We start from the raw sequence: 10,850 nt of genomic DNA, 5'->3' as shown, positions 1-10,850 counted from the left end.
GCCGAATACCCACGCTGGCTCCACACCTACAATCACCACCGCGGCCACACCGCACTCGGAGGCCACCCACCCGCCAGTCGCGTGCCTAACCTCTCAGGTCAGTACAACTAGGGCTTCACCCGCGACCTCTACTACTGCAGTGTCTGCTTCCTGATACTCGCATCTGGCCGGCGAAACTGGATCGCCTCGCTACCAGCGATAGGCACGATCGCATCGACGCACCCTGTTCGAGATCGCTAGGCGTGCAGCGGCTGATGCTACTGATTCCCTGACGGGCAGGCAAACAGGCAGAGTTCACCGGGTAAGGAGATCGACCCCGTCATGCGCCCGCGACTGCGGCAACTCTTCAAACGCATCCAGCACACGCACGCCAAACGCCGGAACCATCACTGACTGCACTTCTTCCTTTGTCATCCAGTGGATTTCACGAGCTTCCTCGGTCGCGTGCGGCTCGCCCGCCGTTGGCCGACAGCGGTACACGAGCGCGACGATTCCGTGAGTCATGTTCTTGTAGACGCCGGTCAGCCTCTCCACCGTGACCTCAAGTCCGGTCTCTTCCAGCACCTCACGCCGAACGCCGGCTTCAAAAGATTCATCGAGTTCGAGCACACCGCCCGGAGCCTCCCAGTGGCCATTGTCGTCACGCTTGATGACGAGGACCCGGCCATCGTCGCGGACCACAATGCCGGCCACGCTGACCGAATGTTTTGGTGTGGCTGCCATGCGCAAGACTCCTCTGCGGCCGACTCCGTTAGTGACAGGGGACGTGTCCTTTCCCTAGACTAGTCGCCTAGACATGTATGGGAAGGCTCTCAGGTGCTGCAACTTGGCCAGATCGACCGGGCGGACGATAAGCCGCCATACCGGCAGATCGCCAGCATGTTGCGTGAGTCCATCATCTCTGGCCAGCTAGAGGCTGGTGGACGTGTCCCCTCAGAGGCCGAGCTGATCGAGCATTTCGGGGTCGCCCGGATGACTGTGCGCCAGGCAGTACAAGAACTGCGCGCCGAAGGCCTGGTGATCTCCGAGCACGGCCGCGGCGTGTTCGTGCGGCCCGCTCCCCCAATTCGACGGCTCGCATCCGATCGCTTCGCGCGGCAACATCGCGCCAGCGGCAAAGCCGCATTCACCGTCGAAGCGGAGAAGTCCGGTTACACGCCTCAGGTTGACAACATCACCGTGACCCGCGAGAGGCCGGATTCTGTTGTTGCCGAACGTCTTCGACTGAATGCTGACGAGGAAGTCGTGGTTCGTTCACGGCGCTACCTCGCCGATGGTAAACCGGTCGAAACCGCCACCTCCTACATTCCGGCCGCGTTCGCCAAGGGAACCAAGATCGAACAGACCGACACCGGACCGGGCGGCATATATGCGCGTCTCGAAGAAGCTGGCCACAGCCTCGCGAGATTCACCGAAGAGGTCGGCGCCCGAATGCCCACCCCCGAAGAACGCCGCGAGTTGCAACTTCCCGCCGGTGCACCTGTTCTCACTGTGGTCCGCACGGCCTATGACACCAACGACGTGGCTGTCGAGGTGTGCGACACGGTGAAGGTGGCATCGGCCTACCTGCTGGAATACGACTTCTCCGCGCGCTGAAACGTCGCAAAACCACCAAGTGCGCCAGAACGCTTGACTTACTCCTCTAGACGACTAGGTTGAGTAGTCATCTAGTCCAATCTCTCGAAAGGCTCGGCAATGTCCATCCCGAAATGGCTCCAGATCGGCCATGCCCAGGTGTTCTCCCTCGGCGCGTTCCTCGTATCCGAGGTGACGCCCATGATCGACTTCGAGAAGTCCTCGGGCGAGAACCGCGTTCAGGCGCGGGATCGTGATACCGGCTTGCCGATGTGGCAAGTCGAAGTGCTCGACGGCGACCCGGCTGCACCGAAGCGCAGCCGAACGGTCACGGTCAAGTTTGCCTCACCGACGCAGCCCTCTGCGCCCGCCAATTCCAGCGGAACACCCTTTACCCCAGTGGTTTTCGACGGGCTCATGGCGCTGCCATACGTTGAGAAATCGGGTGACTTCTCCCGGATCGCTTGGTCGTTTCGAGCCTCCGACATGAGAGCACCGGGCAAGCCGACCACGAACGCAGCGACGAGCCGGGAGTCGGCATGAATCCCGATCCGTACGCGCAGCTCGATCCTGACACCCCGTTTCGGCTCGACCACGTCATGAATTTCCTCGCCACTCTCGGCCTGTGGGTGGCGATCATCGTGGCACTCGCCAGCGTTGCACTCGCCTCCTGGCGACTGCACTCACCCGAGACGTTCGACGAACGGTTCGCAACACCGGCCAGACTGCTGAGCTGGCGACTGTGGGCGTACATCTCCTGGCGCAGGCTCTGTAGGCGTTGCGGCTTGTCCACCTCGGAGCAGGTCACGCGTCGCGACAAAGAAGGCCGGCATGTCACGTCGACCCGCTGGTTTCATCCAAAGCTGTTGGGAACAGAGGTGTCTCAGACCACCCTGCGGCTCACGGCGCGGGCGAGGATGGGACAAACCGTGGAAGACCTGGAGCGCGCAGTCCCTGCGATCCGTGATGCTAACGGCGCACATTCGGCGCGGGCGGTTGTCGTATCGCCGGGGACGCTGCGCATCGAGCTGGTCAAGCGGGAGCAGTTGTCGACGGTACGTCACGCAGCGCCGCCAACGGCAGTGACAACAACACGGGTGACACTCGGACGGCGCGAAGACGGTTCCGATTGGATCCTCCCCCTACGCGGACGACACACCCTCACAGTGGGCTGCTCGGGTGCAGGCAAAGGTTCCGTCTTCTGGGACATCGCCTGCGGGCTTGGTCCGTCCGTCGCCGCAGGAGTAGTTCATCTCATCGGAATCGACCTGAAGTACGGCATCGAATTATCAATCGGTGCAGGGTTATTCACTAAGATCGCCACCACCGAGGCCGACGCCGTGGCAACCCTTGCAGGGCTAGAGATGCTGATGGACAAGCGCGGCAACGAGATGGCCAGTCTCACCCGCGAGCACCGTCCAACCAAGGCCTCACCGCTGGTCGTGCTGCTGATCGACGAGCTGGCCGGGCTGACCGCCTACATGAGTGACCCAGCCCTTCGAAAGGAAGCCGCCGCCTCGTTGTCACGGATTCTTACCAAGGGTCGAGCACTGGGCATCGTAGTCGCCGCGTTCCTGCAAGACCCTCGCAAGGAGACCTTGCCGATGCGGGGCCTGTTTACCCAGACCATTGCGCTTCGACTGCGATCCCGTGAGGAAGTCACGATGGTCCTCGGTGACGGCATGGCCGAGAAAGCGCCAGCACACCGAATTAGCCCCGACAGACCCGGCACCGGCTACATCATCGCCGAGGACGGACATACGACCAAGGTCCGATCCGACTACTGGTCTGATGACCAGATCCGCTCCACTGCAAGGCAATACGGAAGATCAAAGACCGCAGGAGGGCAGCGCAGTGAATAGCGGGTCCGACGTAATCCGAGCAGCGAGGTGATGTCATGGTGATTCACGGTCTCCGGGATACGCTCGTGTCCACCGGTGGCTTTCCTGAGCTGCTGACCGCGGATCAGGTGTCAGCACTGCTCGGCGTCTCCGCCGCGACGCTCAATCGCTGGGCAGCGCTCCGCGAAACGACCGGCGAGCAGATCGGACCGCCCTGCTACACCCTGTCAGGGCGGGTCCGTCGCTGGGATGCAGCCGAAGTCCGATCTTGGCTCAAGCAGGTGCGCCGGTAATGGCCGGCAACACTCCGCGCGGCATCCGCAAACGGCTGAACGCCGCCGGGGAGCCCCGCTATCAAGTCCGCTACCTGATCCGCGACCCGGACGCGCCGTCGGGCTGGGTGGAAACGTCCGCGACCTTCCCGACGCTGCGCGAGGCGAAGGCCTTCAAGTCCGAGCGTGACAATGAAGCCGCGCTGGGAGCACGGCGGTTCGATCCTCGCCTGGGCCGGACGCCCCTCAGCAGGATCTGGACGCAGTTCTCCGACTCCAAGAAGCCGGCGGTGTCGCCCAAGACCTGGAGCGGCTACACCCAGCACTGGGAATTGCGCATCGAACCCCGCTTTGGTCACGTGCCCGTCGATGAGATCACCCGCGCCGACGTCCAGGCGTTCGTTGACGGCTTGACAGTTGGCCCGTGGGCAAAGGTTTCCACGCTGCGCCTCCTGCGGTCGATTCTCGACGTCGCACACCAGGACGGCCGCATCCACCGCAACCCCGCCCTCGGCGTCTCCGCGGGCCGCATTCCCGAGCGGGAGCGGCACCGATACCTGACCGCTCAGGAGGTCCAGAGGCTCGCGACGGCCTGCGGGGACCAGGGCGATGTCGTGACCATCCTGGCCTACACCGGCCTGCGCTGGTCCGAACTCGTCGGCCTACGGGTCAAGGACATCGACCTGACTGCTCGTCGGCTCTATGTCCGACGGGCCGCACCGGAAGTCGAAGGCCGCATCGTCATCGGCCCGCCCAAGACCCGAGCCGGCATCCGAACCGTCCCGCTCCCCCAGGTCGTCGTCGACATCTTCAAGGGACGCATCACCGGTCGGCAGCCCGACGAGCCCGCCGTCACCTCACCCAATGGCGCGATGCTGCGCTCCAACAACTGGCGTCGCCACACCCACTGGAACAAAGCCCTCAAGAAGACCGACCTGGCGCCGCTGACCATCCATGATCTACGCCACACCTACGCCAGCCTGGCCCGCAAATCCGGCGCCGACCTCAGATATGTCCAGAAGACCATGGGCCACTCCACGCCAACCGTGACCGCGAACATCTACAGCGACCTCTATTCCGACGAGCTGGATCAGGTCGCAACGAACCTCGATCAGCTTCACACGACCGAGATTCACACATCGAAGACCGGACAAGAACCGGACGAATCCAACTGACAACCGAGTGCAAGACCCGTGTCGATGCAGGTGAAGAATGGTGGCCAGGGCCGGGATCGAACCGGCGACCTTCCGCTTTTCAGGCGGACGCTCGTACCAACTGAGCTACCTGGCCGGAAGGGCAAGTTGCCTCGCCGTTCTGGCGACCCTGACGGGACTCGAACCCGCGACCTCCGCCGTGACAGGGCGGCGCGCTAACCAACTGCGCCACAGGGCCTTACATACTGCGTTGCTTCGCTTTCGCGTTGCGTACCCCCAACGGGATTCGAACCCGTGCTACCGCCGTGAAAGGGCGGCGTCCTAGGCCACTAAACGATGGGGGCCAATCCGAATCTCTTCGGGGGCACTCTCAACGTTTCCGTTGGGAGCTTCGATAGCTTAGGGCACGACCGCCCCACGGCCCAAATCGGCACTTCAGACCACCAACGGCCGCTCAACCACCTACCCGCGGAGGCGGCCTCACGGGACGCAGTATCCTGTGTCCCACGCCCCTATAGCTCAGTCGGTAGAGCTACGGACTTTTAATCCGCAGGTCCCAGGTTCGAGCCCTGGTGGGGGCACAAATACCTCGCCCGACGCCGAGCGTGGGGCTTTTCGGGAAGCCACCCGGCGTGTCGCCTCGGCAACCCCCACGCTCGACGTAAAGCGTTGCAACGCCGACCTACTTCGCCGGAATCTCCAGTTCCGCCACGCGTTCCTGCACCGCCTGACTGATCGCGGCGGTGAAGCGGTCGGCCATCATCTGCGCCGCCAGCGGCCGCAGGTTCGGCACCACCTTGGCGATCCGCCCGAGGTACACATTGGGGTCCTCGGCCTCGCGAATCCGGCTGAACACGACGTCCGTGACCTCATTGGCGAGGGCATCGATGTGCTTGTCGACGACGCCGGCCAGGCGCCGGATGTCGTCGGCCGGCACGTTGGTGTCGCGCAGGTTCATGGCGGCGCCGAGCACCGACTGCCGGACGCTGAAACGGCCGTCATCCAGGCGTCGAATCGCCCCCAACGCTTCGAGCGTGTCGAGGGCCCGGTCGTCCAGCGCCAGACCGGCACGTTGTTCGAGTTCGCGTAGGTCGACGGCCTCGTCGTCAGCCGGGCTCCACGGTGTGAGAAGTGCCGCACGCACCGCGAGGTCGTGGGCCGTCGCACCTTCCGGCAGCCGCGCCAGCACCTTGGTGATGGCGGCCAGCGTGTAGCCGTGCTGCTGCAACTGCTGCATCAACTCGAGCCGAATGCGGTGCGGCGCACCGTAATACGCGAGCCGGCCACGCCGCTCGGCCGGCGGCAGCAGGCCGCTCTCGTTGTAGAAGCGAATGGTTCGCACCGTCGTGCCGGTACGCGCGGCCAGTTCGTCGATGGTGAATTCCTCGACTGTGACATCTGTCATTCCACGAAGTATAGACACCAACATTCACACTGTGCCAGTGTTACTGGCACAGTCACACGTCACTATGAAATGAGAGCCACATGACCCTGCCGAAGCCCGATGGCACCACCGAGGTCGTCATCACTGGCGCCTCCTCCGGAATCGGAACCGAACTGGCCCGCGTGCTCGCCGCCCGCGGCTACAACCTCCTCCTCGTCGCGCGCCGGCAGGACCGCCTCGACGCCCTCGCCGACGAGCTGCGCGCCGACCACAGCGTCGGCGTGACGGTGCGGCCGTGCGATCTGGCCGACGCCGCGCAGCGCCAGACGCTGATCGAGGAACTGCGCACCCGGCCGGTCGCCGGCCTCTGCAACTCCGCCGGCTTCGGCACCAGCGGCGCCTTCCACACGCTGCCGATGGACCGCGAGCGCGAGCAGGTCGAGGTCAATGTTGTTGCGCTGCAAGAACTCACGCACGCCGTGCTGCCCGGCATGGTGGAGCGCGGCGCCGGCGCCGTCCTGAACGTCGCCTCCGTCGTGGCCTTCCAGCCCATGCCGTCGATGGCGACCTACGGCGCATCCAAGGCGTTCGTCAACTCGTTCTCCGAAGCCGTGCACGAAGAACTGCGCGGCACGGGCGTCTCCTTCACCTCGCTGTGCCCCGGACCGGTTCCCACCGAATGGGCCGAGGTCGCCTCGGCACACGAGTTCAGCCTGCGACCGGCTCAGGTCTCCCCTGTCGACGTCGCGACGCAGGCCGTCGACGGCATGCAGGGCGGCGCCCGCCAGATCGTGCCCGGCGCCGTCGTGAAGCTCATGGCCATCACAGGCTCGATCACTCCCCACGCCCTGCTGCTGCCCGCCCTGCGCCTGGCCCGCCGGGCCCTCGGCTGAAAACCGACCCCACTCAAGAACGGACCCCTGCCATGAACCTCTCCGACATCACCGCCCTGGCGACCAAGCCCGTCGCCGCCGTCAGCGCCAAGCCGCTCGCCGTGTTCGCCAGCGTCATGAACACGCCGATCAAGACCCGCCCGATCTACCTGCAGACCGTGGTCGACGCCCTCACCGGCTACACGCTCGAGGACGCCGTCGCGGGGAAGATCGTGGTGATCACGGGCGCCTCGGCCGGTATCGGCGAGACCACCGCCCGCCGCATCGGCGCCGCCGGCGGCGAGGTCGTGCTGGTGGCCCGCACCCGGGAGAACCTCGAACGCGTCGCCGAGGACATCCGCGCCGACGGCGGCACCGCGCACGTGTACCCCTGCGACCTGAGCGACCTCGACGCCATCGGCGCCATGGCCGACCAGGTGCTGGCCGACCTGGGTCACGTCGACATCCTCATCAACAACGCCGGCCGGTCCATCCGCCGCTCGCTGGAGCTGTCCCACGACCGCATGCACGACTACCAGCGGACCATGCAGCTCAACTACTTCGCGCCCGTCCAGCTGATCCTGAAGTTCACGCCGGGCATGCGCGAGCGCGGCTTCGGGCACATCATCAACGTGTCCTCGATCGGCGTGCAGACCAAGCTGCCGCGCTTCGGCGCCTACATCGCCAGCAAGTCGGCACTGGACGGACTGTGCGACACGTTGCAAGGTGAGACGGTGTCGGAGAACATCACCTTCACGACGGTGCACATGCCGTTGGTGCGGACCGCGATGATCGCCCCGACCAAGATGTACGACCGCTTCCCCACCCTGACGCCCGAGCAGGCCGCGGCCACGCTGTGCGACGCGATCATGCACCGGCCGCGCCGCCTGAGCCCGCCGTCCGGACAGCTGACGGCCCTCACCGACGCCCTCAGCCCGCGTCCGTTCGACCTGGTGCGGAACAAGGTCTACTCGATGTTCGGTGAGTCCGCCGCTGCGCAGGCGGCACCGGCAGAGTCCGCCGAACCCGTTGCGGCTGAATAGAAAAGGAACCTGATGGACCTGAACTCACTGCTTGCCGAGCCGGCCCGGCGGGCCGGTCCCGAAACCCGCGCCCTCGTGGCATTGGTGCGGGCCGGCGCCATCGGCGTCGACCTGCCGCACCGGTTGGTGCAGGTCCTGGCGGCACTCAACACCTACGGGCCGTTCGGCGCCGCACCGCGCATCGCCGCGATCCGGCACGGCGCCTATCCGGCGATCGCCGACGAGCGCGGCGAGCTGACGTACGCCGAATTCGATCAGGCGGTCAACCGGATTGCCAACGCATTGCGTGCTCGCCTGGCCCCCGGAGCCACCGTCGGCATCCTCTGCCGCAACCACCGCGCACCCCTGATCGTGGCGTTCGCCGCGTCGCGCGCCGGGGTCAACGCGGTGTGGCTCAACACGGCGTTCTCGGCCCGCCAGGCCGCAGAGGTCGCCAACCGCGAAGGCGTCGACCTGCTGGTGCATGACGTCGAGTTCACCGATCTGGTCGCCGACATCGAGGCCCCGCGCGGCACGTACGTCACCGATATCGACAGCGCCAGTGACGATCTCGACGCCCTCGCGGCCGACGCGTCGCCGAAGGCGCCGCCGGCTCCGGCCAAGCAGGGCCGGATCATCCTGCTGACGAGCGGCACGACCGGCACACCCAAGGGCGCACCGCGCGCCGAGCCGCGCAGCTTCATCCTCCCGGGCGGTCTGTTGGAGCGGCTGCCGATGCGTGCTCGTGAAGCCACCATCATCGGGCCGCCCCTGTTCCACGGCACGGGCCTGCTGATCGCCATCATGACGATCGCGCTGGGCTCGAAGTTGGTGCTGCGGCGCAAGTTCGAGGCCGAACAACTGGTCGCGGACATCGAGCGGCACAAAGCCACCACAGTGTGCGTCGTGCCGATCATGCTGCAGCGGGTGCTGGGCCTCGGCGAGAACACCGTCCGCAGCTACGACACCACGAGCCTGCGCGCCATCTTCTGCGCCGGTTCCCAGTTGCCGGCCGCCGTCGCAACCGCGGCGCAAGACCTGCTCGGTGAGGTGGTCTACAACCTCTACGGCTCAACGGAAGTGGCGCTCGCGACCATGGCGACACCCGCTGACATCCGCGAGGCACCCACTTCTGTCGGCAAGCCGATGCTCGGCTGCCGGATCAAGATCTTCGACGATAACGGCCACGAGGTGCCTGCCCCTGAAACAGGCCGGATATTCGTCGGTGCGGCAACGCAATTCGAGGGCTACACCGGTGGCGGCACCAAAGAGTTCATCGACGGCTTGATGGCCAGCGGCGACGTCGGGCACTTCGACGACAAGGGCCGCCTCTACATCGACGGCCGGGACGACGACATGATCGTCTCCGGCGGCGAGAACGTGTTCCCCGTCGAGGTCGAGGAACTGCTGATCACCCACCCCGCCATCGTGGAGGCCTCCGCCGTCGGCGTCGACGACGAGGAGTTCGGAAAACGCCTGCGCGCCTTCGTGGTCACCGTCGAGGGGACCGAGGTGTCGGAGGATGAGGTCAAGCAGTTCGTCAAGGACAACCTGGCCCGCTACAAGGTGCCGCGCGAGGTGGTGTTCCTCGACGAGCTGCCTCGCAACCCGACGGGCAAGGTGCTCAAGCGGGATCTGGTCGCCCGGAACGACTGAGGGCCCGTCGGACTCAGTCAGAGCAGCCACACCCGTCGGGTGCTGCGGCGGGCTCGCGGACGGCCGGCGCACAGCACACATCGCCTCGCAAGGCGCCCACACCTTCCCTCACCGCGATCCCGGCGATCACCAACGCCGCGATCGGGTCGGCCCACGACCAGCCCAGAACACTGTTGACCACGAGACCGATCAACAGCACGGCCGACAGGTAGGTGCACAGCAGTGTCTGCTTGGAATCAGCCACCGCCGAACGCGATCCGAGTTCCCGGCCGGCCCGTCGTTGTGCGTACGACAGCACCGGCATGACGATCAGGCTTGCCGCCGCGAGCACGATGCCGACAGTCGAGTGCCGGGCTTCGCCGAAACCCAGCAGGGCACGGATCGCGTCGGCCGTCACGTAGGCGGCCAGCGCGAAGAACGAGAACGCGATGACGCGCAGGGCGGCCTTCTCGCGGGCTTCCGGATCGGCGCCCGCGAACTGCCAGGCGACCGCCGCAGCCGAAGACACCTCGATCACCGAGTCGAGGCCGAAACCGACCAACGCAGCCGATGACACCCGGGCCCCTTCCGACAGCGCCACGACGGCCTCGATGACGTTGTAGGAGATGGTCGCCGCGACCAGCCACCGGATGCGTCGCGCCAGCTGCCCGCGACGGGGCTCGGTGAGCGTCATCAAGCGCACCCGCACGGCTCGCCGTCGGCACCGACGCACACGCAGTCGGGGTCCACCGCAAGGACCAAACCCATGAGGTCGTCGAGCGCACGCCCGATGCGGTGGTCCGCCAGCTCGTATCGCATGCGGCGACCTTCCGGTACTGCGACCACCAGCCCGCAGCCGCGCAGGCATGTCAGGTGATTGGAGAGGATCTGCCGAGAGACGCCGAGCTGGTCAGCGAGCTCCGACGGATACCCGGGAGACCGGTTGAGGCTCAACAAGATTCGCGCCCGCGTCGAATCCGACAGGGCATGCCCGAAACGAGACAGGGCGTCGGTGTGCTGCGCGGTTGCCACGTCTTGAAATGTACATGAAATTCTGTATCCATAAATCTATGTACACTCTGCGCGCTATCGCGG

At 65.7% G+C, this 10,850-nt stretch carries 12 protein-coding genes, 4 tRNA genes and 1 pseudogene; 10 read left to right on the top strand and 7 right to left on the bottom strand.

Features of this window, described 5'->3' with window-relative positions; all coding sequences use genetic code 11:
• Positions 1 to 111, top strand: a pseudogene (locus ACJH6J_RS15195) (IS481 family transposase); the annotation flags it as partial.
• A gap of 183 nt (positions 112 to 294) precedes the next feature.
• Here the strand turns inward: ACJH6J_RS15195 and ACJH6J_RS15190 are convergent.
• Complete coding sequence (locus ACJH6J_RS15190; RefSeq protein ID WP_302379064.1) at positions 295 to 723, bottom strand: NUDIX hydrolase; 429 nt, start codon at positions 721 to 723, stop codon at positions 295 to 297.
• 93 nt (positions 724 to 816) lie between these two features.
• On the opposite strand from ACJH6J_RS15190, the gene ACJH6J_RS15185 reads away from it, so the two are divergent.
• The 5 genes from ACJH6J_RS15185 to xerC all read left to right on the top strand — a co-directional run bounded on the left by ACJH6J_RS15185 (position 817) and on the right by xerC (position 4,863).
• Positions 817 to 1,596, top strand: a complete 780-nt coding sequence (locus tag ACJH6J_RS15185) for a GntR family transcriptional regulator (protein ID WP_302379067.1) — start codon at positions 817 to 819, stop codon at positions 1,594 to 1,596.
• A 99-nt stretch (positions 1,597 to 1,695) separates the two neighbouring features.
• Complete coding sequence (locus ACJH6J_RS15180; RefSeq protein ID WP_406804154.1) at positions 1,696 to 2,118, top strand: plasmid replication, integration and excision activator; 423 nt, start codon at positions 1,696 to 1,698, stop codon at positions 2,116 to 2,118.
• Complete coding sequence (locus ACJH6J_RS15175) at positions 2,115 to 3,437, top strand: cell division protein FtsK (protein WP_406804153.1); 1,323 nt, start codon at positions 2,115 to 2,117, stop codon at positions 3,435 to 3,437. Before ACJH6J_RS15180 ends, ACJH6J_RS15175 begins: the two co-directional genes overlap by 4 nt.
• Positions 3,438 to 3,472: 35 nt before the next feature.
• Positions 3,473 to 3,709, top strand: a complete 237-nt coding sequence (locus ACJH6J_RS15170; RefSeq protein ID WP_406804152.1) for a helix-turn-helix transcriptional regulator — start codon at positions 3,473 to 3,475, stop codon at positions 3,707 to 3,709.
• A complete protein-coding gene (xerC, locus tag ACJH6J_RS15165; RefSeq protein WP_406804151.1) occupies positions 3,709 to 4,863 on the top strand; it encodes a tyrosine recombinase XerC in 1,155 nt (384 codons plus the stop codon). The genes ACJH6J_RS15170 and xerC overlap by 1 nt, the downstream gene beginning before the upstream one ends.
• A 38-nt stretch (positions 4,864 to 4,901) precedes the next feature.
• On the opposite strand, the gene ACJH6J_RS15160 is transcribed toward xerC, so the two are convergent.
• The 3 genes from ACJH6J_RS15160 to ACJH6J_RS15150 form a co-directional block, all read right to left on the bottom strand.
• Positions 4,902 to 4,978: transfer RNA gene (locus ACJH6J_RS15160), tRNA-Phe, on the bottom strand.
• 25 nt (positions 4,979 to 5,003) lie between these two features.
• Positions 5,004 to 5,080, bottom strand: a tRNA-Asp gene (locus ACJH6J_RS15155).
• 33 nt (positions 5,081 to 5,113) lie between these two features.
• A tRNA-Glu gene (locus tag ACJH6J_RS15150) sits at positions 5,114 to 5,186 on the bottom strand.
• A gap of 164 nt (positions 5,187 to 5,350) precedes the next feature.
• On the opposite strand from ACJH6J_RS15150, the gene ACJH6J_RS15145 reads away from it, so the two are divergent.
• A tRNA-Lys gene (locus ACJH6J_RS15145) sits at positions 5,351 to 5,423 on the top strand.
• Positions 5,424 to 5,524: 101 nt separating this feature from the next.
• Here the strand turns inward: ACJH6J_RS15145 and ACJH6J_RS15140 are convergent.
• The gene (locus ACJH6J_RS15140; protein ID WP_212813358.1) at positions 5,525 to 6,247 is read right to left on the bottom strand and encodes a MerR family transcriptional regulator; all 723 of its coding nucleotides are present in this window, start codon (positions 6,245 to 6,247) and stop codon (positions 5,525 to 5,527) included.
• An 80-nt stretch (positions 6,248 to 6,327) separates the two neighbouring features.
• Between ACJH6J_RS15140 and ACJH6J_RS15135 the strand changes: the two genes are divergently transcribed.
• From ACJH6J_RS15135 to ACJH6J_RS15125, 3 genes are read left to right on the top strand one after another with little or no spacing between them, the layout of a single operon-like run.
• The gene (locus ACJH6J_RS15135; protein WP_212813360.1) at positions 6,328 to 7,119 is read left to right on the top strand and encodes an SDR family oxidoreductase; all 792 of its coding nucleotides are present in this window, start codon (positions 6,328 to 6,330) and stop codon (positions 7,117 to 7,119) included.
• Between the two features lie 32 nt (positions 7,120 to 7,151).
• Entirely contained in the window at positions 7,152 to 8,141 is a 990-nt protein-coding gene (locus ACJH6J_RS15130) for an SDR family NAD(P)-dependent oxidoreductase (protein WP_318987054.1), read from the top strand.
• A 12-nt stretch (positions 8,142 to 8,153) separates the two neighbouring features.
• The gene (locus ACJH6J_RS15125) at positions 8,154 to 9,776 is read left to right on the top strand and encodes an AMP-binding protein (RefSeq protein WP_212813362.1); all 1,623 of its coding nucleotides are present in this window, start codon (positions 8,154 to 8,156) and stop codon (positions 9,774 to 9,776) included.
• A gap of 13 nt (positions 9,777 to 9,789) precedes the next feature.
• Here ACJH6J_RS15125 and ACJH6J_RS15120 read toward each other — a convergent pair whose 3' ends face one another.
• Together ACJH6J_RS15120 and ACJH6J_RS15115 are read right to left on the bottom strand one after the other, a co-directional pair.
• Positions 9,790 to 10,449, bottom strand: coding sequence for a cation transporter (locus ACJH6J_RS15120; RefSeq protein WP_212813364.1), 660 nt, complete (start codon positions 10,447 to 10,449; stop codon positions 9,790 to 9,792).
• Positions 10,449 to 10,787 carry a helix-turn-helix transcriptional regulator gene (locus ACJH6J_RS15115; RefSeq protein WP_212813366.1) on the bottom strand — a complete coding sequence of 113 codons (339 nt, stop codon included), beginning with the start codon at positions 10,785 to 10,787 and terminating at the stop codon, positions 10,449 to 10,451. The genes ACJH6J_RS15120 and ACJH6J_RS15115 overlap by 1 nt, the downstream gene beginning before the upstream one ends.
• Positions 10,788 to 10,850: the final 63 nt, after the last annotated feature.

Origin of the sequence: Mycobacterium sp. SMC-18 (assembly GCF_045310895.1) — a bacterium.
Classification (GTDB): Bacteria; Actinomycetota; Actinomycetes; order Mycobacteriales; family Mycobacteriaceae; genus Mycobacterium.
The sequence above is the reverse complement of the archived record's forward strand: the minus strand, read 5'-3'. Positions and strand labels throughout refer to the sequence as shown.

Excerpts from the sequence above, each read along its gene's own strand:
- ACJH6J_RS15190 (WP_302379064.1), bottom strand. The coding sequence starts at position 723 with ATGGCAGCCACACCAAAACATTCGGTCAGCGTGGCCGGCATTGTGGTC.
- ACJH6J_RS15180 (WP_406804154.1), top strand. The coding sequence starts at position 1,696 with ATGTCCATCCCGAAATGGCTCCAGATCGGCCATGCCCAGGTGTTCTCC.
- ACJH6J_RS15175 (WP_406804153.1), top strand. The coding sequence starts at position 2,115 with ATGAATCCCGATCCGTACGCGCAGCTCGATCCTGACACCCCGTTTCGG.
- ACJH6J_RS15170 (WP_406804152.1), top strand. The coding sequence starts at position 3,473 with ATGGTGATTCACGGTCTCCGGGATACGCTCGTGTCCACCGGTGGCTTT.
- xerC (WP_406804151.1), top strand. The coding sequence starts at position 3,709 with ATGGCCGGCAACACTCCGCGCGGCATCCGCAAACGGCTGAACGCCGCC.
- ACJH6J_RS15140 (WP_212813358.1), bottom strand. The coding sequence starts at position 6,247 with ATGACAGATGTCACAGTCGAGGAATTCACCATCGACGAACTGGCCGCG.
- ACJH6J_RS15135 (WP_212813360.1), top strand. The coding sequence starts at position 6,328 with ATGACCCTGCCGAAGCCCGATGGCACCACCGAGGTCGTCATCACTGGC.
- ACJH6J_RS15130 (WP_318987054.1), top strand. The coding sequence starts at position 7,152 with ATGAACCTCTCCGACATCACCGCCCTGGCGACCAAGCCCGTCGCCGCC.
- ACJH6J_RS15125 (WP_212813362.1), top strand. The coding sequence starts at position 8,154 with ATGGACCTGAACTCACTGCTTGCCGAGCCGGCCCGGCGGGCCGGTCCC.
- ACJH6J_RS15120 (WP_212813364.1), bottom strand. The coding sequence starts at position 10,449 with ATGACGCTCACCGAGCCCCGTCGCGGGCAGCTGGCGCGACGCATCCGG.